Below are 19,339 nucleotides of genomic sequence, written 5' to 3'. Positions count from 1 at the left end.
CGGCCGGGGCGCGCCGAACGCAAGGAGGCGTCCGAAAATGTCCGAGACCGAATGGAACGACACCTACGACCTGATCGTGCTGGGCACGGGAGCCGGCGGCCTGAGCGCCGCGCTCACCGCCGCGAACGAGGGCCTGAGCGTGCTGCTGCTGGAGAAGTCGGAGTACTTCGGCGGCACCACGTGCTACTCCGCCGGGACGTGCTGGGTGCCCGGCAGCAAGTACGTCGAAGAGGCAGGCATCACCAACGACCTCGGCAAGGCCGAGAAGTACCTGGACGCCCTCGTGGGCGACCGCGGGCCCAAGGACATGTGGATGACCTACCTCACCCAGGGCCCCAAGATGATCGACTACATGGAGACCATGGGGATCCGTTGGATTCCGTTCCCCGGCTTCGTCGACTACTACCCCGAGCTGGAGGGCTCCGGGCGCGGCTACCGTGCCCTCGAGCCCGAGCCGTTCGAGGGCAAGAAGCTCGGCCGGGAAGACTTCGCGCACCTGCGCGGTCCCGTGCCCGAGTTCGCCCTCTTCGGCGGGTCGCTCATGGTGCGCCGCACGGAGGTGTCCAAGCTGCTGCACCTGTTCGACGGCAAGGGCCTGCAGCGCACCCAGGTCGCGACGACCGCCCTGCCCCTCGGCGTCCGCTGGGTCGCCGACCTCGCCCGCCGCTGGCCGCGCGGCACCCGCATGGTGATGGGCAACGCGCTCATCGGCAACCTCTACTACCAGTTCAAGAAGCGCGGGGGCACGATGTGGCTCAAGGCGTTCACGACCGAACTGATCACCGACGGCGACCGGATCACGGGCGCGGTCGTCGAGTACCGCGGGACGCCGCGGCGCATCCAGGCGCGCAAGGGCGTCGTCCTGGCCGCGGGCGGCTTCCCGGCCTCGCCGGAGTACCGCAACAAGTACCTGCGGCAGCCGGCGGCCCAGTACACGCGCGCCGCGGATACCTGCACCGGCGACACGTTCGCGTTAGCCGAGTCGGTCGGCGGGACGGTCGGCCCCGAGGACGAGAACGGCGCGCTGTGGTTCCCGAGCTCGGTCGGCTACCGTCCGGACGGCTCGGAGGCCGTGTTCCCGCACATCTGGGACCGCGCGAAGCCGGGCATGATCGCCGTCAACGCCGCGGGCAAGCGCTTCACCGACGAGGCGCGGTCGTACAACCACTTCGTCCGGGGCATGTACGAGTCCGACGAGGCCGGCGTCCCGACGATCCCGGCGTGGCTGGTCGCCGACCACGACCACATGATGAAGTACGGCCTGGGCATGATCTACCCGGCGTCGGTCGGGCCGCTGATGAAGCACTGGCTCGACACGGGCTACATCGTGCGGGCTCAGACGCTTCGTGAGTTGGCCACCAAGATCGGCGTGGACGCGACCGGGCTCGAGCAAACCGTCGCGAAGTACAACGCGGACTGCGCGAACGGCCGCGATACCGAGTTCGGCAAGGGCGAAAGCGCCTACAGCCCCCAGTACGGCGACCCGCGCGTCAGCCCGAACGTGAACCTCGGCCCGCTCGAGAAGGCCCCCTACTACGCTATGGCCGTGTACCCGACGCCGCTGTCCACCGGACGCGGGCTGCAGATCAACCCCGACGGCCAGTGCGTGCGCGCCGACGGGACGCCGGTCGAGGGCCTGTACGCCTGCGGCTCCGACGCGCAGCAGGTGTTCGGCGTCCAGTACCCGGGCGGCGGCTGCCAGGTTGGGGCGGGCATGATCTTCGGCTACGTCATCGGCCACCACGCGGCCGGCAAGCCGGTGGCCTGACATGGACGCCTCCAACGCCGGCCCCCTGGGGCTGTCGGCACTGACCGTCCTGGACGCCCCGCCCCCCGACACCGTCGCGGCGGCCGCCGCCGCGGGGTTCGGGGCGGTCGGCGTCCGGGTGTTCCCCGCCGGCGACGAGCCACCCTGGCCGATGATCGGCAATACGCCGACGGTCCGGGAGACGATTCGCCGGCTGGCGGACACGGGGATCATGCTGTGGGACATCGAGGTGCTCCGCCTGCGTGAGGACAAGACGCTCGACGAGCAACTCGCGATCCTGGACGCCGGGCAGTTGCTCGGAGCGCGCTATGTGCTCGTCAATGTCAACGACCCCGACCCCGGACGCCGGCTGGCCCGCCTGAACGTCCTCGCCAGGGAGGCCGCGCAGCGCTCGCTCACGCTCGCGGTGGAGTACATGATCTTCACCGAGATCAAGACCCTCCAGGACGCCCTCCGGCTCGTCGAGCAGGTGGAGGGCCCGGCGGTCGTCCTGCCGGACTCGCTGCACGCCTTCCGTTCCGGCGGGACGCCCGAGCAACTCGCCGATCTGGCGCCCGGCCTCGTGCCCTACGCCCAGCTCTGCGACACGCTCTCCGACCCGCGGCCCGAGTCGGAGGCGGACGCCCTGGCCGAGGCGCGGACGCGGCGCCGCTTCCCGGGTGACGGGGACCTGCCGCTGGTGGACTTCGTCCGGGCGCTGCCCGCCGGCACCGCCCTGTCCGTCGAGGCGCCTGTCCGCGACCTGCCCTTGGCCGAACGCTGCTCCGCGGCGCTCGCGTCCCTGCGGCGGACGCTGAATCAGGCCTGAACGGGCCCACCCACACGAAAGGCCCCGACCCCCTCGCGGGGGTCGAGGCCTTTCGTTCGCCCTAGTGGAGCCTCACTGGCCCTGCTTCTCCAGCAGCGCCGCGCGCGCCGCCGCGAGGCGGGCGATCGGCACACGGAACGGCGAGCAGGACACGTAGTTCAGCCCCGCCTTGTGGAAGAACTCGATGGACGCCGGGTCGCCACCGTGCTCGCCGCACACGCCGGTCTTCAGGTTGGGCTTGGTGGAGCGGCCCTTCTCGACGCCGATCTGCACCAACTGGCCCACGCCGGACTGGTCGAGGGAGCTGAACGGGTTGGACGCGATGACCTCGTCGTTCACGTACGACCCGAGGAAGCCCGCCTCGGCGTCGTCACGGCTGATGCCGATGCCGGTCTGGGTGAGGTCGTTCGTGCCGAAGCTGAAGAAGTCGGCCTGGTTCGCGATCTCGTTCGCCACGAGGGCGGCGCGCGGGATCTCGATCATCGTGCCGATCGTGTAGTCGAGCCGCTTGCCGGCCTGCTCGAACTCGTCCTCGACAGCCTTGGTCACGATCTCGCGCTGGGTCTTCAACTCGGACTCGAACGCGACCAGCGGGATCATGATCTCGACGCCCACGGTCTCGCCCTCGCGCTCCTGCACGGCGAGCGCGGCCTTGATGATCGCGCGGGCCTGCATCTCGGGGATCGAGGGGTACAGCATCGCCAGGCGGCAGCCGCGGGTGCCGAGCATCGGGTTCTGCTCGTGCAGCTTCTTGACCTGCGCCAGCGTCTCGCGCTCGGCGGCCAGCTCGGCCTCGGGGGCGCCCTCGATCTCGAGCTTCTGCACCAGCAGGGACTGCTCGACAAGGTTCGGCAGGAACTCGTGCAGCGGCGGGTCGAGCAGCCGGACGGTGACCGGCAGGCCCTTCATCGCCGTGAAGATCGCCTCGAAGTCCTTCTGCTGCATCGGCAGGATCTTCGCGAGGGCGGCGGCGCGCTGCTCCTCGTTCTCGGCCAGGATCATCTCGCGGACGGCCGGCAGGCGGTCGGCGACCATGAACATGTGCTCGGTGCGGGCCAGGCCGATGCCCTCGGCGCCCAGCTCGCGGGCCTTCGAGGCGTCCTCGAAGTTCTCGGCGTTCGCGCGGACGCCGAGCCGGCGGGCCGCGTCCGCCCACTCGCCGACCTTCTGGAAGTCCTCGTTGATGGACGGCGGGACGAGCTTCAGCGCCCCGGCGAACACGTCGCCGGTGGTGCCGTTGAGGGTGAGCGTGTCGCCCTTGCCGTAGGTCGTGCCGTCGATCGTGACGGTCTCCGCCAGCGGGTCGATCTTGATGCCGGGGGCGCCCGCCACACAGGTGATGCCCATGCCGCGCGCGACGACGGCCGCGTGCGACGTCATGCCGCCGTGGGCCGTCAGGACGCCCTGGCTCACCATCACGCCGTGGATGTCGTCGGGCGTCGTCTCGTAGCGGACCAGGATGACCTGCTCGCCCGCGTTGCCGCGCTCGGCGGCGTCGTCGGCGTTGAACGAGAGCGCGCCCACGGCCGCGCCGGGGGACGCCGGCAGACCGGTGACGATCGGGGACTCGGCGTTGTCGGGGTCGATGCCGGGGTGCAGGAGGGCGTCCAGCTGAGCCGGCTCGATGCGTAGCAGCGCCTCGTCGGTGGTGATGAGGCCCTCTTCGACCATGTCGACGGCCGTCTTCACCGCGGCGGCGGCGGTGCGCTTGCCGTTGCGGGTCTGCAGCATGTAGAGCTTCTCATCCTCGATGGTGAACTCCATGTCCTGCATGTCCTTGTTGTGCAGCTCGAGCTTCGCCATCGTGTCGAGCAGCTCATGGAAGGCCTCGGGCAGCACGCCCTCCATCTCGCCGAGCGGCCGCGGCGTCCGGATGCCGGCCACCACGTCCTCGCCCTGGGCGTTGGTCAGGAACTCGCCGTAGAGCTCCTTCGCGCCGGTGGCGGGGTTCCGGGAGAAGCAGACGCCGGTCGCGGACGTCTCGCCGCGGTTGCCGAACACCATCTGCTGCACGTTGACGGCCGTGCCGAGGTCGCGAGAGATGCCGTTCGCGCGGCGGTAGACCTCGGCGCGCGGGTTCAGCCAGCTCTTGAAGACGGCGTTGACGGCGCGGTGCAGCTGCTCGACCGGGTCGGTGGTCCAGTGGCCGCCGAGGGCCTCGTTCGCGAGGTCCTTGAACGTCTGGGTGAGCTCCTTCAGATCCTCGGCCGTGAGATCCGTGTCCTGCTGGACGCCCTTCGCCTCCTTCATGGCGGTCAGCGCGTCCTCGAACACGTGCTGGTCGATGCCCTCGACGACCTCGCCGTACATCTGGATGAAGCGGCGGTAGCAGTCGTAGGCGAAGCGCTCGCTGTCGGCCAGCGCGGCGACGGCCGGAACCGTCTCGTCGGAGATGCCGAGGTTCAGGATCGTGTCCATCATGCCGGGCATCGACTGGACGGCACCCGAGCGGACCGAGACCAGCAGCGGGTTGGTGGCGTCACCGAGCTTCTTGCCCGTGCGCTCCTCGAGGCGGGCGAGGCCGCCGTCGATCTGATCCTTCAGTCCGTCGGGCCAATCGCCCTCGTTGTTCATGGCCGCGACGCACGCCTGCGTGGTCACGGTGAAGGCGTCCGGAACCGGGACGCCGATGCGCTTCATCTCGGCGATGCCGGCGCCCTTGCCGCCCAGGAGCGGCTTCATCGAAATATCGCCCTCATTGAGGTCGTAGACGTACTTCGTCTCGGTCATGCTGGTGTTGTCTCCTTCGTGCGCAGCCACAGCCGCACATGGGCCTCGATGCCTGAAGGCACCGAACGTTATCGTTCGCGTTCGGCCTGCAGCCTATCCTGTCGCGACGCATGATCCACACGTTCCAGGGTTGACGCCCTGCTCCCCTAGGGTGGTCGCGGGAATACTCGTCAGGAGGACGCACATGAGTGCCGAGGGGCCTCTTCTCTGCGTGATCACCGTCACCTACAACAGCGCCGGCGAGATCGGGGGGCTGCTTCGCTCTCTCCCGGACGCCGCGTTCGGGCTGCCTCTTCAGGTGCTCATCGTCGACAACGGTTCGACCGACGACACGCGCGCTGCGGTCGCCGCGCTGCACGGGACGCCGGGGCTGGACCGGCTCACGTTCCTTGATTCCGGGGGCAACCTCGGCTACGCGGGCGGCGTCAACGTGGGGCTCACCCACGTCGATCCCACCGCGTCCGCGATCGCGATCCTGAACCCCGACCTGGTCGCCCGGCCCGGTTCGCTGCGCGCTCTGGCCGACGCCCTCGTCGATGGCGTGGGCCTCGCCGCGCCGCGCATCGTCGGGCCCGACGGGCACCTGTTCCACAGCCTCCGCAAGGACGCCGACCTGCTCGGCACGCTCGGCGAGGCGCTTTTCGGCGGCAAGTGGGCGTCCCGGCCCGTGGCCTGGGGGGACACGCTGCGGGCGGCGTCCGACTACGAGACGCCGCGCGACGTCGACTGGGTGAGCGGGGCCGCCCTCGCGGTCTCCCGGGAGTGTTGGGAGCGGGTCGGCCGTTGGGACGAGTCGTATTTCCTGTACTCGGAGGAGACGGAGTACGCGCGCCGCGTGCGCCAGGCCGGGTTCCGCGTCCGCTTCGTGCCGGCGGCGGAGGTCGTCCACGTGGGTGGGGCGTCCGGCAGTTCGCCGGCGCAGGTCGCGCTGGAGGCGGTCAATCGCGTCCGGGACTTCGAGACGCACCACACCCCCGGAGGCGCGCTGGCCTTCCGGGGCATCCTCATCGCCCAGCACACGGCTCGCGCGTTCAAGCCCGGCTCCCGGGCGGCGCTGCGGGCGCTGCTCGACCGGTCGTCGTGGGGCTCGCTCCCCCACGCCACCCGCCCCGCACCCATCGACGACTCGCCGCTGACGGGCGCGATCATCATCCCTGCGCACAACGAGGCGGGCGTCATCGGACGCCTCCTCGACGGCCTCGCCGCCGACGGCGGCCTGCCGGGCATGGACGTCGTCGTCGCCTGCAACGGCTGCACCGACGGCACCGAGGAGGTCGCGGCCCGGCATCGCCCCGGGCTCGACGTCCGGGTGCTCGATCTGCCCGTCGCCTCCAAGCAGGCCGCGATGAACGCGGCCGAGGAGCAGGGGCTGGCGTTCCCGCGTCTCTACCTGGACGCCGACGTCGAGGTCTCGCCGGCGGCCGTCCGGGCGGTCGTCCGGGCGCTCGAGTCCGGACGCGTCCTGGCCGCCCGGCCGCCGCTTGAGTACGCGACGGCCGAGGCGTCCGGGCTGGTCAGGGCCTTCTATCGGGCGCGTTCGCGGACGCCGTCGCTCGTCTCCGCGCTGTGGGGCGCCGGCTTCTTCGCGGTGTCGGAGGCGGGCCGCGCCCGCTGGGACCGGTTCCCCACCGACGAGGCCGACGACCTGTTCGTCGAGACGATGTTCGCCGGCCACGAGAAGGCGATCGTCGCGGCGGACCCCGTCCGGGTGCACGTGCCGCGCACCACGCGGGCGCTCGTCCGGACCCTCAAACGCGTCTACCGCCGGGAGGACGCGGACGCGACCCCGCGGCCCGGCGAGCGGTCGGCGTCCGGATCGACGCTCGTCGAGTTGCTCCGGAGCAACGCCCCCTCGCCGTTCGCGATCGCGGACGCGCTCGCCTACATCGCGATCGTCATCGCGGCGCGGGTTGCGCGCCGCCTCGACGATCGCGCCGGCAGCACCGCCCGCTGGGAACGCGACGACACGTCGCGCTGACCCAGCAACGCGGTACCGTCGCTGACCGTCTGGACCACTGCACCCCACCTTCTGGAGTTGAACCGCAGATGACGACCACCCGCCCACGCCTGCTCGCCGCGGCGTCCACGATCGCCGCGCTCGTGCTCGCGGCCGGTTGCACGACGGCGCCCACCCAGACGCCGCCGGCGTCCGGACCGAGCGCAGCGCCCACCGCCGCCGCACCGGGCCAGCCGATCACCTCGCTCTCGCTGGAACGCATCCCGTGGGAGGGCGGCCCCGCGTACTACAAGAAGTTCGCCAAGGCGGACGCCGCCGGCTGGAGCGACCCGTCGTTCTTCCCGGTGCTGATCTGGTACAACGGCATCAGCTCCGACGCCGAGGCCCAGTACGACAAGAAGATGGGGTTCAACACCTACGTCGGGATGGACAAGGGCACCGACTACGGGCTCTTCCAGCGCAACGGGCTCTTCTGGATCGGTGAGAAGCTGAACGACTCGTTCAACGCCCAGTCGACCAACTGGGTGGGCGACTTCCTGGAGGACGAGGCGGACGGCCGCTTCGAGCCCAAGCCGGGGCTGGCGCAGATGGCGAAGCGTAAGGCGGAGACGGGCAAGGAGGGCCGGTTCCGGTACTCCAACTTCACCCAGCTCATCATGAACCGCGACTTCCCGACCGGCGTCGCCGAAGATTACGTCAACAACTACAGCGATGTCGTGAGCATGGACATGTACTTCTACACGGTCCCCTACTGCTCGCAGGCCGGCTACAACCCGGCCCAGTACCCGGCCAACACCGGGCAGAAGTACTGCCGGACGGCGTCCAGCTACGGCCGCACCGTCGACGCCCTGCGCCTGCGCGACGCCGCCGACGGCAAGCTGTTGCCCCTGTGGAACTTCGTCGAGATCTACAACGGCATGGGCAGCGGCAACGACGACCTCAAGGTGACCCCGGAGCAGGCCACCGGCGCGGCGATGAGCTCGATCATCCACGAGGCGCGCGGCCTCGCGTGGTTCAACCAGTCGTTCACCGGGCAGTGCAAGGGCACGAGCCTGGTGCGCGAGGTCCAGATGAACCCGAACCACTGCGCCGCGGCCAACGTGAACGCGGTGGGGGCGTTGAACAACCAGGTCCACCGGCTCGCGCCGGTCATCAACACCCAAAGCTACAAGTACAAGTTCGGCGACGGGCTGGACACCATGTTGAAGGTCCACGACGGCTCGGCGTACGTGTTCGCGATGGTCGACAACGCCTCCGACCCGGGGCAGCGGACGTTCCAGGTGCCGGACGAGCTCAAGGGCCGCACGGTGGAGGTCGTCGACGAGAACCGCACCATCCCCATGAACGGCGACGGCACGTTCACCGACAACTTCGCCCAGGAGTCGAGTTACCACATCTACCGCATCCACTAGCCCGCGGGCGTTTCTACCTGACGTTCTCCACACTGGATTGTGGAGAACGTCGCACACCCGGACGCCGCGGGCGTGCGTGTCGGGGTGGCGTCCCGACCCCATCCCGCGCACCCTACGCGGCCCGGACGCCCGCCAGCAGCGTCGCCAGGGCGTCCTGAAGCACCTGGCCGAAGCCGCCGGGAAGGCCCACGATCCGAGGCTCGACGGCCATGGCGGCCACCAGCGCGGGGGAAGGGTTCGCGAGCCCCCACGTATGCGTGATGAAGGCGTGCAGTCCGCCGAGGAACTGGCCGCGCTGGCGTTCGTTCCAGTCGCCGAGGCGGCCCTCGATGCCGTCGACCAGACGCTCCATCGAACCTTGGATCGACAGCTTGAAGCCCCTCACCTCGTCGGGAGTGACGTTGTGCTCCAGCACGGTGGGAGCCGCGGTCAGCAACTCACACAGCAGCGGTTGGTCCGCGAGGGTGGACGCCAGCGCCCCGGCGAGCGCGTCATCGGTGGCGGGCGTGGAGGGCAGCGCGGCCAGGACGTGTGAGACCCACTCCTCGTAGTCGGTGGAGAGCAGCACCAGCAGGATCGCCTCGCGCGAGCCGAAGTAGCGCAGCACGTTCGACTTGGCCAGGCCCACCCGCCGGGCGATCTCGTTCAGGCTCACATCGGCGACCCGGTGTTCGGCCAAGAGCCGCCGCGTGAGCGTCAGGATGTCGCCACGTCGCACCGCCCGTTGCTCGTCGGTGCGGGCCCTCCGGAAGTCGGTGTCCATCGTTGCCCTGCCCTCTTCGATCTTGCGCGTCAGACCATCGGTCTGTTACGTTACCGCACATCCAAAAGACCATCAGTCTTTAAGGGGTCGTCATGACAGACGTCGTCGTTCTCATCGGGGCCGGATCCATCGGCCAGGCGATCGCCCGCCGGGTCGGCGCGGGTCGCACCGTCCTGATCGCCGATCTGCACCCGGCCGGGGCGCGCGCCGCCGCCGAGACGCTGGCCGACGCCGGGTTCGTCACCGAAGTCGCGGGCGTGGACGTGGCGGACGCCGAGTCCGTCGCCGCGCTGGCGGCGCGGGCGTCCGCGTTGGGCGACGTGACCCACGTGATCCACGCGGCCGGGGTGTCGCAGGTCCAGGCGACGGCGGAGCAGGTCGTGGCGGTCGACCTCGTCGGCACCGCGCTCGTCTTGGACGCCTTCGGTGCGATCGTCGCGCCGGGCGGGTCGGGCATCGTGGTGGCGAGCCAGGCCGGGCACATGATGCCGCCCCTCTCGCCTGAGCAACGTGCGGCGCTCGGGCAGACGCCGGCCGGCGAACTCGCCGCTCTCCCCTGGCTGAAGGAGCTGCCGAACTCGGGAGCGGCCTACGGCGTCGCGAAGCAGGCCAACGCGGCGCGCGTGCAGTACCAGGCGCCGGTATGGGGCGACCGCGGGGCGACGCTGAACTCCATCAGCCCCGGCGTCATCATCACCCCCCTGGCGCGCGAGGAGATGGCGGGCCCGGGCGCCGAGGGCTATCGGCAGATGCTCGCGGCGTCCGCTGCCGGTCGCGCAGGGACGCCCGACGAAATCGGGGAGATCTGCGCCTTCCTGATGGGGCAACGGTTCATCACGGGCTCCGACCTCCTCGCGGACGGCGGGGTCATCGCCGCCATGGCCGTGGGCCGCTACACGCTGCCCGGCATGTGAGGCCACGAAGGAGTGACGCCGGGGCCGTGTGACGTTCTCCACACCAGGGTGTGGAGAACGTCAGCTAGAAACGCCCCCGACTCGCCTGCGGACGCCCGCGAGCACGCCGGCCCCGCGGTACTTGAGGCGATCGAAGCCCTCGCGCCCGATGATGCGCACCAGCCCGACGCGGATCGCCTGGCGTCCGCGGTCGCGCAGGAACCGCACCGGGGAGTCCACGACGCCCGACCGCAGCTTCGCCGTCCGGCTCGGCTCGGTCACGTCGTCGAGCAGCCCCGGGAAGGCGGCGCGGTAGGCGTCCGGGCCGACGAGGCGTCCGCGCACGCGGTTGCTCACGTTGTTGCCGTGCACCACCTGCAGCCACCCCGGAGGGCCGTCGACCTCCACCACGGGCATGTGGCGGCTCAGCCGGTTGTGCCAGTCCGCCCAGCAGGTGCGCAGCTCGGTCAGATCTTCGCGGACCGCGCAGAACGCGTTGTCGCGGTCGTGCCGCAGGAACAATTGCTCGCCGTGTTTGATGAGCCCGAAGACGACATACAGCGCCGTGCGCGGCGCGGTGATCCTGGCCTGGCGCAGCCGCCGGACGAAATCCGTCGCGAGGCCGTCGTCGTTGTCGAGATTCGAGGTGATGACCGGCCCGCGATCATGGCCGACGACGCGGCGAATGTCTTCCGCGAGATCGTCGTCGCTCACCGTCTCGCGGTAGATCGGGGCCAAGAGCCCCTCGCTCTCGAGTTGAGACATTCGTTGCTTCAACCATGCGGGACTCTCGGGATCGAGGTAAACGATCCAGAAAACGTCGCCGGTGTCCTGCCCGCGCACGGACGGGACCGAGTAGCGGTCGAACAGCACAATTCGGTCGCGAAGCCAGCCTTCCTTGGCCCGAATCATGCTCTCCACGCCCTCGCTGGGCAGATTGAAGCGCGTGAGAAATACGTGAGGGATGGACAATTTCTGAGCTCAATTCATGGCGACAGTTGCATTCTTTCGAGAAGGACGCCGCGGGAGCCTGCGGTCCGCGAACTGGGCGGCGCCCACCGAGATGAAGAGGCCGGCGACGGCGATCGCGGCGTAGGCCCTGGGCTGACTAGGCGTGATGTGTTCGATCGGCGGGTCGCCCGGCGACCCTTGGAGCGTCATGCGGGCCCGCGCGGGCACCTGCATGTCTTCCTGCAGCATGGTCAGCCGGGTTTGCAGGTTGTTGAGCGTCGCGTCGAACCGACGCCGCGCACCCTCTTCCGTCGAGTCGATCGACTCGACGATGACGCTGGGTTCGCTCACCTGACTAGCCCACTGGCCGCCGACGTTGTTCACCCGAACGCTGGAGCGCGGCGTGATGCCGAGACCGTAGAGCGGGGCATCCGACCCCGAGAAGTGGTAGGAGGGCAGCCCGTTGTTCGCGAGGGCCGCCAGCAGATGCACGGTCGGGACCGCGCTGTTCGAATTATTGGTGAGGATGCGCCGCGGTGCAGCCTCCAGCGGCTCGTTGAGAACCGCCTCGGTGCGCACCCGGTAGATCTCGTGGCCGGCCCCGAACAGACCAATCGCACCGGCAGTGAGCAGCAACCCGAGCAGCAGGACGGGCCACCGCCTCGCACAAGCCTGCAGCGTTTGTCGCATTGTCACGGGTATTGCTCCTCTTTTTTCCGTAAGCCGGGCGCAACTTTAGCAACGACCTGGGTCCTCGATAGCATGTCGGCCGACGGTTACGGTTTTCGGACGTAGCCAAACATCGTTTCAGCAAGGGGCATTGGATGAATCTCAGCCACGTGATGGGCGCTCTCAAGCGGCGCTGGTACCTCACGGTCGTGGCGCTGCTACTGGCGGCGGGGGTCGCTCTCCTCGTCTACACGCAGGTCGGGCCGAGCTACCGGGCGCAGAGCACCACGGTGTTGATCCCGCCGCGCACGGTGATGACGGCGGCAGCCGACCAGTCCCGGCCCTCGACGCAGAACCAGCTGCTCTACCTCAACGGGCTCACCGACGCGCGCGACATCGTCGTGCGCGACCTCGCCTCCGACGGGGTGACGCGGCGGATCGCCCAGCAGGTTCCGTCGGCCACGATCACCTCGAAGTCCGACGACACGTCTCAGTCGCCTCTCATCGTCGTCGAGTCCGTCGCCGGCAGCGCGGAGGACGCCCAGCGCGGCATCCAGCTCGTCAACGCGCAGGTGCCGCAGACGCTCACCCGCATCCAGACCGAACTCGGCATCCAGCCGCAGAACCGCATCACCGCGATGCAGGTCACGGCCACGGCCGACCCGGCCGTCGTCCAGACGAAGCAGATTCAGGCCGCCGGCCTCGCCGGCGTCGGCACGATCGCCGTGCTCCTGCTCGGGTTGGGCCTGGTGGACGGCCTCGCGACCTCGCGCCGCACCGCCAAGCGGCAGGCGCGCACGACGGTGAGCGCCCGCGCCGCGGGGATCGAATGACCCGCACGGACGCCGCCGTCGCGTCCACCGGCCGGGCGCGGCGTCCGGCAGGGCCGACGGGGCTCGACGGGACGACCGTGTTCACGGTCTACCTGTTCGCGCTCCTGCTGATCCCGTCCAACCAGACCATCACCGCGATGGGCAGCCTCGGCGTGCCCGGCATGCTCATCGGCATCGCCGCGTTCGCCTGGTGGGCCTGGGAGCAGGTGAACCGGTGGGAGGCGATGCCCGGAGGCGTGTCGCCGGTGCGCCGGGCCGCGATCGTGTTCCTCGTCGTGCTGCTCATCGTCTACGCGCATTCGGCCCTCCTGCCGCTGCCCGACGACGAGCGCAGCGTCGCCGATTCGGGGCTGCTCCGCGCCATCGGCATGTGCGGCGTCATCCTCGCGCTCAACGACGGGCTGACCTCCACCGAGCGCTGGCGCGTCCTCTTGCGACGGCTCACGATCGCCGGGGCGCTCATCGGCGTCCTGGCTATCGCTCAGGCGCTCTCCCGGCAGCTCATCGTCGACGCGTTCAGCCTGCCCGGCCTCGCGCCGAACGAGACGTCGCCGGTCGACTTCCAGGTCCGTTCCGGACGCGTCCGGCCGGTCGCGACGGCGACGAACCCCATCGAGCTGGGTTCGGTCCTCGCGATGCTGCTGCCGCTGACCGTCACCTTGGCGTTCCGCGCCGAGCGGACGTCCACGCGCGTGTGGAGCTGGATCGGCGTCGGACTCATGGGGCTGGCGTCCCTGCTCTCGATCTCCCGCACCGCGCTCATCTGCGCCGCCGTCGGCATCATCCCGCTGCTGTTCAATTTCCCCGCCAGGCTGCGCCGCTGGCTGATCGCCGTGGGCGTCGTCGGTCTCCTGGCGGTCAGCTTCGCAATGCCGGGCTTGGCCGGTACGCTGCGCGGCATGTTCACCGGAGCGGCCGACGATCCGTCGGTGGCCTCCCGCGTCAACAGTTACGCGATCGCGTCGGCGTTCTTCAGCGAGAACCCGATCCTGGGTCGCGGCTTCGGCACGTTCCTGCCGAAGTACTGGATTCTCGACAACCTGTACCTGCAGTTCACCCTCGAAACAGGTCTGCTCGGCCTCGCCGCGCTGCTGCTCCTCATCGGTGCCGCCCTCCTCTGCGCATGGAAGGCCCGCCGCCTCTTCGTCCGTAGCGTCGACCGGGATTGCGCCGCGGCGCTCCTCGGCGGCGCTGCTGCCGGCGCCGTCTCCCTCCTCTTCTTCGACGCCTTCTCTTTCCCGCAGTCAGCGGGCATCTTCTGCGTCATGGTGGGTTTATGCGGTGCTGCGTGTCGCTTAGCCCGGGCCGATGTGGCCCATGACGCGATGGTGCTCCCCGATGTCGACCGCTGAACCCGACTCGACCGCCGACTTCTCCGGCGTCGGCCGCGGCCTTCGCTGGAGCGCCACGGGCGCGATGCTCATCCGCATCGCCCAGTTCCTGATGGGCATCGTGGCCGCCCGCCTGATCGCGCCGAGCGAGTTCGGCGCGTTCGCCGTGGCGACGACCATCTACGGGGTCGTGGCGACGCTGTCGGACATGGGCGTCACCCAGGCGATCCTGCGCGAGGTGCATCGCACCAAGGAGATCGGGCCCACCGTCATGACGCTCAACATGGGCGCGACGCTGGTGCTCGCCGGCCTGATGGCCGGCTTCGCCCGCCCCCTGTCGGAGGCGTTCGGCACCGGCGAGGCCACCACCGCCGTCCAGGTGCTCGCCGCCACCATGGTGCTGGGCGGCCTCGGCTCGGTGCCCGCGATGGTGCTCGCGCGCGACTACCGGCAACAGCAGCGCTTCTACTCGGACGCCTCGAACTTCGTCGTCTCCTCCGCCCTCCTGGTCATCCTGGCTCTCGCCGGCTGGGGCGTCATGGCCCTCGCCTGGTCGCGATTCATCGGGCAGGCGGTCTCGGCCGTCGTCCTGAACGCGGTGGTCGGCGAGCGCTACGGGTTCGGGTGGAACACCAAGGAGGCCGGGGCCCTGCTGCGCTTCAGCCTGCCCCTGGCCCTCGCGATGTCGGTGAACGTGCTGATCACGAACGTCGACACCTTCGCGGTCGGACGCCTCCGCGGCGCCACGGACCTCGGCTACTACAACCTCGCCTTCACGATCGCAGCGTGGCCGATCGGCATCCTCAGCCAGATCATGCTGAACATCACCACCACGACGTTCGCGCGCTCGCAGGGCGATATCACGATGCTGAGATTCCATCTGAGATCGCTCCTGACCGCGCTCTGGGCGATCGCGCTGCCCGGAGCCGCGCTCATCATCGGGCTGGCGACGCCCCTGATCACGGCCGTCTACGGCATGAACTGGGCCCCCGCCGCCGCGCCCCTCATCGTGCTCGGGTTCCTCACCGTCGTCCGGCTGGTGCAGGCCCTGCTGACCGACTTCTTCACGGCGCTCGGCATGACGCGCTGGCTCCTGCGCATCGAGATCGCGTGGTTCATCGTGCTCGTGCCCGTCATGCTGCTCTTCGTGAACCAGTGGGGCTACGTGGGGGCCGCCCTGGCGCACGTCGCCGTCGGCGCGCTCATCGTGATCCCGGCCTTCCTCGTCGTCGCGGCCCGGGGGGCCGGCGTCGGGTTGTCGTGGATCAAGCCGGAGCTGATCCGCCCGGTCATCGGCTCGGCGCTCGCCGGGCTGGCGGCGCACTACACCGCGACCCTGATCGGCGTCCCTCTCGGTGCGCTCGCGGCCGGCGGCATCGCCGGGGTGATCGTCTACCTGGTGACCACCGGGTTGTGGCTGAAACGCCACATCCTCGAACTGCGGGATGTCTACACGGCGCACCGGCCGGCAACGACCGAGTCCTGACAAGTGCAAACGGTTGCACCCTCGCGTTGCGCAACCCGTGCCCGGCGTCAATACTGGGGCCTGGCGCGCACCCGGATCAGGAGGATCATGATCGTCTACGGCACCTGCGTGGGGGGTACCGGCGAGAAGTACAACACGATCTCCGAACCGACCATCGAGCCCAGGCTGCGCGACGGCGACCAGGCCTGGGCGCTCCCGGGCACCGAGGGAATCTGCCGCGTCTACAACGGGTTCATCGACCGGGCTCGTTCCGCCGATGCGGAGGCCCTCGTCCTCCTGCACGACGACGTCGAGATCACGTCCCGCGACTTCCGCGCCCGCGTCCTGAAGGCCGTCCGGGAACCGGACGTCGGGATCGCCGGAACGGTCGGGGGCGCCGGGCTCTCCTCGCTGGCATGGTGGGACGCCCGCCGCCTACGTGGGCGCGTCCAGGAATCGCGCGGATTGGTGAGTTTCAGGCCCGCCGAGGCGGACGTGGACGCCGTGGACGGAATGCTGCTCGTCCTCAGCCCGCGCGCCTTGGAAACCGTGCGCTTCGATGAAGGTTCTTTCCCAGAGTTTCATGGATACGACGTCGACGTCTGCCTGCAGGCGCGGGAGGCTGGATTGCGCGTCGTCACCCGCCAACTCGGGGTGATTCACCACACCAAGGGAGGTTTCGGTGACCGGTCGGCGTTCGATCGAGCGGAGCGCGCATTACTTCGGAAGTGGCCCCACCGGGTGAGACCGTACACACGGACAGAAAATCTGAAAAACAAGCTCAGGGCTCGACTCGCCAGCCTCGAACGGCGCGTCCGGGCCCACGGCAATTTCGATTAGCCGACGTGAAAGGAAACTCCCGTGCCGACCGAGAATGACGCGACCACCCTGCTGGTCGCATCGGCCGGCGGCCACCTGGCCGAGCTCATCGCGCTCGCCCCGCGCCTCGTGCCGCAGGGGCCCATGGTGTGGGCCGTCCCCGACTCCCCTCAGGCGCGCGACCTGCTCGCCGGAGAATCGGTCGACCCGACCCCCGACGTCCCGCAGCGGGACGTGCTGGCCGCCCTCCGGACGATCCCGCGCGCGCTCATGCGCATCCGCCGCCACCGCGTCCGGCGCATCGTCTCGACCGGGGCGGGGCTCGCCGTGCCGTTCTTCGTCGTCGGTCGCGCGCTCGGGATCGAGTGCCACTACGTCGAGAGCGCGGCACGCGTGGCGACGCCGAGCCTGACCGGCAGCACGGTGTCGCGCCTGCCCGGCGTCCGGCTGTACACGCAGTACCGCACCGCGGCGCGCCACGCCTGGCATTACCGCGGCTCGGTCTTCGACGGCTATCAGGTGAGCGAGCATGCGTCCCCCGGGCCGCGCCGTGCGCGGCGGATCGTCGTGACCCTTGGCACGATGCGCGCCTACGATTACGGCCGCGCCGTCGCCGCCGTGTTGCGCCTGCTGCCGCAGATCGCGACACGCGACGTGGAGGTGCTGTGGCAGACCGGCTGCACCGACGTCAGCGGATTCCCCATCGAAGGCCACGACTTCGTCGACCCGTCGGTGCTGGCCGACGCGATGGAGGACGCCGACCTCGTCATCGCCCACGCCGGCGTCGGCTCGGCGCTCATGGCGCTCGATCACGGCAAATGCCCGATCCTGCTGCCGCGCAAGCACCAGTACGGCGAACACGTGGACGATCATCAGCAGCTCATCGCCGACGAGCTCTCCGGACGCGGGCTGGCGATCCAGTCCGATCCCGACGCCTTCACCGCCGCCGACGTCACCCGGGCGATGGCGACGGTGATCAGCCCCAACGACCGGCCGTCCCCGTTCGTGCTGCTCTCCGACGAGCACGCCGAGACCGAGTTGGAGGCCATCGGCAGCCCGCGCACCCAGCCGAAGACCGGACGCCTCGCGGCGCTGAAGCGCGCCGTGTCCGCGACCGGGCTGCAGGCACGGCTGGCGTCCGAGAGGCTGCTGCGCCGGCGGGCCACGCCCCTGCAGATCGTCGGGGGCGACCGCATCCTCGTCGTGACACCGCACCCCGACGACGAGACGCTCGGCGCGGGCGCCCTCATGGCGCACGCCGCCCAGGTCGGCGCCCAGGTGCGCATCGTCGCCGCGACGCGCGGGGCGCACGCGGCCGGCGTCCAGGATGTGCAGCTCGCCCAGGCCCGGGCCGGCGAGTTGCTCGAGGCGGCCGAGGCGCTGGGCCTGGCCCGGGAGGACGTCCGGCAGCTCGACCTGCCGGACGGCGCCCTCGGCGGGTCGCTCGCCGAGCTCACCGACGTGATCGCCGAGGAGATCGATCGGTTCCGGCCGACCATCGTCGCGGTGACCGCGCTCGAGGAGCCCCACCCCGACCACGCGGCCGCGGCGCAGGCGTTGCGGGCCGCCCTTCGCCGGACGCCCCAGCGGCCGCTCCATCTCGAGTACCCCGTGTGGCTGTGGGCGTCCTGGCCGTTCTCCAGCGCGACGAGCCTCAGCAAGGGTGCGGTGTCGCTGGCGCGCAGCAGGATGCTGAGCGTCCCGGTGAACGGCGTCGCGCGCGTCAAGAGCGCCGCGCTGGACGCCCACGCCACGCAGATGGGCGCCGCCGGCGACACCCTGGCACTGCCGCCGGACGTCGTGTCGCGCGCCCAGCGGGACGAGTTGTATTTCGTGATCGACGACCCTGCGAAGGTGAACGCCCGATGATCGCATCCACGGTGAAGGACGCCGCGCGCCAGATCCGGCAGTGGCAGCGTGATCGCGAGCACGACGCCGCCCGCATTCCGGTGAGCGCCGAGCAGGTCGGGCCTCCGCGCGCGCTGTTCCTGACGCCGGACACCAACGTGCCGGCCGGCGGCATCCGGGTGATGTACCGGCATGTCGACATCCTGAACTCGGCGGGCATCCCCGCGACGATCCTGCACCAGCGGCCCGGCTTCCGGTGCACGTGGTTCGACAACGACACCGATGTGACCGACGTGACGGCGGCCAGCGTCGGTCCGCGGGATCTGCTGGTCATCGGCGAGCTGCAGACCGACCTGCTGCCGCGGCGCGGCATCAACGTCCGGCACGTCGTGCTGAACCAGAGCGGCCACCTCACCTGGGACACCCACCCGGATGCCGTGGACGCCCACTACGCGTCGCCGCAGGCGCCGCTGGCCACGATCGTCGTCTCCGAGCAGTCGCGGCGGCTGGTCTCGCTGGCGTTCCCCGATCAGGACGTCCGCCGCGTCCACCTGTTCGTGGACACCGACCTGTTCCACCCGCTGGACGGCCTGCCCGCCCGCCGGCTGGTCTACATGCCGCGCCGCGGCCTGCGCGAGGCGCAGATGGCGCTGCGGCTGCTGAAGAACACGGGCGCGCTCGACGGCTGGGAGGTTCGACCGTTGGACGGCCTCACGCAGACCCAGGTCGCGGCCGAACTGCGCAACAGCCGGTTGTTCCTGTCGACCACGTTCCAGGAGGGCTTCGGCTACCCGGTCGCCGAGGCGATGGCCTCCGGGGTGTTCGTGGTCGGGTCGCACGGCTTCGGCGGGCAGGAGCTCTTCGACGGCGGTCACGCCCGCGCGGTCGCCCACGGCGACGTCCTCGGGCTCGTGGACGCCGTCAGTGAGCTGACCGCCGCCGACGCGGCCGACCCCGACGCGCTGCGTGGGCCGGCGCTCGGCGCCCGGGAGTTCATCGCGTCCACCTATACGCGTGAGGCCGAGCGGCGCGACGTGGTGGCCGCCTACAGCGACCTCGTCCTGAGCTGACCCCCCCCGGACGCCCGCCGAC

General features: G+C 70.2%; 15 protein-coding genes. 11 read left to right on the top strand and 4 right to left on the bottom strand.

What is annotated here, in order from left to right; translation table 11 throughout:
- The first annotated feature begins 37 nt into the window (after positions 1–37).
- On the top strand, positions 38–1,768 hold the full coding sequence (locus WMJ97_RS03195) for an FAD-dependent oxidoreductase (protein ID WP_347347517.1): 1,731 nt from the start codon (positions 38–40) through the stop codon (positions 1,766–1,768).
- 1 nt (position 1,769) lies between these two features.
- Positions 1,770–2,576: a sugar phosphate isomerase/epimerase gene (locus tag WMJ97_RS03190; protein WP_347347516.1), complete on the top strand. Its 807-nt coding sequence runs from the start codon at positions 1,770–1,772 to the stop codon at positions 2,574–2,576.
- Positions 2,577–2,648: 72 nt separating this feature from the next.
- Here WMJ97_RS03190 and ppdK read toward each other — a convergent pair whose 3' ends face one another.
- Positions 2,649–5,306 (bottom strand): pyruvate, phosphate dikinase, encoded by a 2,658-nt coding sequence (gene ppdK / locus WMJ97_RS03185; protein WP_347347515.1) that lies wholly within the window; start codon positions 5,304–5,306, stop codon positions 2,649–2,651.
- A gap of 184 nt (positions 5,307–5,490) precedes the next feature.
- Between ppdK and WMJ97_RS03180 the strand changes: the two genes are divergently transcribed.
- Positions 5,491–7,284 carry a glycosyltransferase family 2 protein gene (locus WMJ97_RS03180; RefSeq protein WP_347347514.1) on the top strand — a complete coding sequence of 598 codons (1,794 nt, stop codon included), beginning with the start codon at positions 5,491–5,493 and terminating at the stop codon, positions 7,282–7,284.
- Between the two features lie 68 nt (positions 7,285–7,352).
- Positions 7,353–8,675 carry a hypothetical protein gene (locus WMJ97_RS03175; protein ID WP_347347513.1) on the top strand — a complete coding sequence of 441 codons (1,323 nt, stop codon included), beginning with the start codon at positions 7,353–7,355 and terminating at the stop codon, positions 8,673–8,675.
- Between the two features lie 112 nt (positions 8,676–8,787).
- Here WMJ97_RS03175 and WMJ97_RS03170 read toward each other — a convergent pair whose 3' ends face one another.
- A complete protein-coding gene (locus WMJ97_RS03170) occupies positions 8,788–9,438 on the bottom strand; it encodes a TetR family transcriptional regulator (RefSeq protein ID WP_347347512.1) in 651 nt (216 codons plus the stop codon).
- A gap of 92 nt (positions 9,439–9,530) precedes the next feature.
- Between WMJ97_RS03170 and WMJ97_RS03165 the strand changes: the two genes are divergently transcribed.
- On the top strand, positions 9,531–10,352 hold the full coding sequence (locus tag WMJ97_RS03165) for an SDR family oxidoreductase (protein ID WP_347347511.1): 822 nt from the start codon (positions 9,531–9,533) through the stop codon (positions 10,350–10,352).
- Positions 10,353–10,412: 60 nt separating this feature from the next.
- On the opposite strand, the gene WMJ97_RS03160 is transcribed toward WMJ97_RS03165, so the two are convergent.
- On the bottom strand, positions 10,413–11,303 hold the full coding sequence (locus WMJ97_RS03160; protein WP_347347510.1) for a glycosyltransferase: 891 nt from the start codon (positions 11,301–11,303) through the stop codon (positions 10,413–10,415).
- 9 nt (positions 11,304–11,312) lie between these two features.
- Entirely contained in the window at positions 11,313–11,978 is a 666-nt protein-coding gene (locus tag WMJ97_RS03155) for a hypothetical protein (protein WP_347347509.1), read from the bottom strand.
- A 128-nt stretch (positions 11,979–12,106) separates the two neighbouring features.
- Between WMJ97_RS03155 and WMJ97_RS03150 the strand changes: the two genes are divergently transcribed.
- From WMJ97_RS03150 to WMJ97_RS03125, 6 genes are all read left to right on the top strand, one after another.
- A complete protein-coding gene (locus tag WMJ97_RS03150; RefSeq protein WP_347347508.1) occupies positions 12,107–12,784 on the top strand; it encodes a hypothetical protein in 678 nt (225 codons plus the stop codon).
- Entirely contained in the window at positions 12,781–14,136 is a 1,356-nt protein-coding gene (locus WMJ97_RS03145) for an O-antigen ligase family protein (RefSeq protein ID WP_347347507.1), read from the top strand. Before WMJ97_RS03150 ends, WMJ97_RS03145 begins: the two co-directional genes overlap by 4 nt.
- On the top strand, positions 14,123–15,601 hold the full coding sequence (locus WMJ97_RS03140; protein WP_347347506.1) for an oligosaccharide flippase family protein: 1,479 nt from the start codon (positions 14,123–14,125) through the stop codon (positions 15,599–15,601). Before WMJ97_RS03145 ends, WMJ97_RS03140 begins: the two co-directional genes overlap by 14 nt.
- Before the next feature lie 87 nt (positions 15,602–15,688).
- On the top strand, positions 15,689–16,420 hold the full coding sequence (locus WMJ97_RS03135) for a glycosyltransferase (protein WP_347347505.1): 732 nt from the start codon (positions 15,689–15,691) through the stop codon (positions 16,418–16,420).
- A gap of 21 nt (positions 16,421–16,441) precedes the next feature.
- A complete protein-coding gene (locus WMJ97_RS03130; protein ID WP_347347504.1) occupies positions 16,442–18,268 on the top strand; it encodes a PIG-L family deacetylase in 1,827 nt (608 codons plus the stop codon).
- A complete protein-coding gene (locus tag WMJ97_RS03125) occupies positions 18,265–19,317 on the top strand; it encodes a glycosyltransferase (protein WP_347347503.1) in 1,053 nt (350 codons plus the stop codon). Before WMJ97_RS03130 ends, WMJ97_RS03125 begins: the two co-directional genes overlap by 4 nt.
- Positions 19,318–19,339 lie beyond the last annotated feature (22 nt).

It is taken from the genome of Nigerium sp. (assembly GCF_039811905.1).
GTDB lineage: Bacteria > Actinomycetota > Actinomycetes > Propionibacteriales > Propionibacteriaceae > Propioniciclava.
Note: the sequence above shows the minus strand (reverse complement) of the source record. Positions and strands in the feature narration are given on the sequence as shown.

Excerpts from the sequence above, each read along its gene's own strand:
- WMJ97_RS03195 (WP_347347517.1), top strand. The coding sequence starts at position 38 with ATGTCCGAGACCGAATGGAACGACACCTACGACCTGATCGTGCTGGGC.
- WMJ97_RS03190 (WP_347347516.1), top strand. The coding sequence starts at position 1,770 with ATGGACGCCTCCAACGCCGGCCCCCTGGGGCTGTCGGCACTGACCGTC.
- ppdK (WP_347347515.1), bottom strand. The coding sequence starts at position 5,306 with ATGACCGAGACGAAGTACGTCTACGACCTCAATGAGGGCGATATTTCG.
- WMJ97_RS03180 (WP_347347514.1), top strand. The coding sequence starts at position 5,491 with ATGAGTGCCGAGGGGCCTCTTCTCTGCGTGATCACCGTCACCTACAAC.
- WMJ97_RS03175 (WP_347347513.1), top strand. The coding sequence starts at position 7,353 with ATGACGACCACCCGCCCACGCCTGCTCGCCGCGGCGTCCACGATCGCC.
- WMJ97_RS03170 (WP_347347512.1), bottom strand. The coding sequence starts at position 9,438 with ATGGACACCGACTTCCGGAGGGCCCGCACCGACGAGCAACGGGCGGTG.
- WMJ97_RS03165 (WP_347347511.1), top strand. The coding sequence starts at position 9,531 with ATGACAGACGTCGTCGTTCTCATCGGGGCCGGATCCATCGGCCAGGCG.
- WMJ97_RS03150 (WP_347347508.1), top strand. The coding sequence starts at position 12,107 with ATGAATCTCAGCCACGTGATGGGCGCTCTCAAGCGGCGCTGGTACCTC.
- WMJ97_RS03145 (WP_347347507.1), top strand. The coding sequence starts at position 12,781 with ATGACCCGCACGGACGCCGCCGTCGCGTCCACCGGCCGGGCGCGGCGT.
- WMJ97_RS03140 (WP_347347506.1), top strand. The coding sequence starts at position 14,123 with ATGTCGACCGCTGAACCCGACTCGACCGCCGACTTCTCCGGCGTCGGC.
- WMJ97_RS03135 (WP_347347505.1), top strand. The coding sequence starts at position 15,689 with ATGATCGTCTACGGCACCTGCGTGGGGGGTACCGGCGAGAAGTACAAC.
- WMJ97_RS03125 (WP_347347503.1), top strand. The coding sequence starts at position 18,265 with ATGATCGCATCCACGGTGAAGGACGCCGCGCGCCAGATCCGGCAGTGG.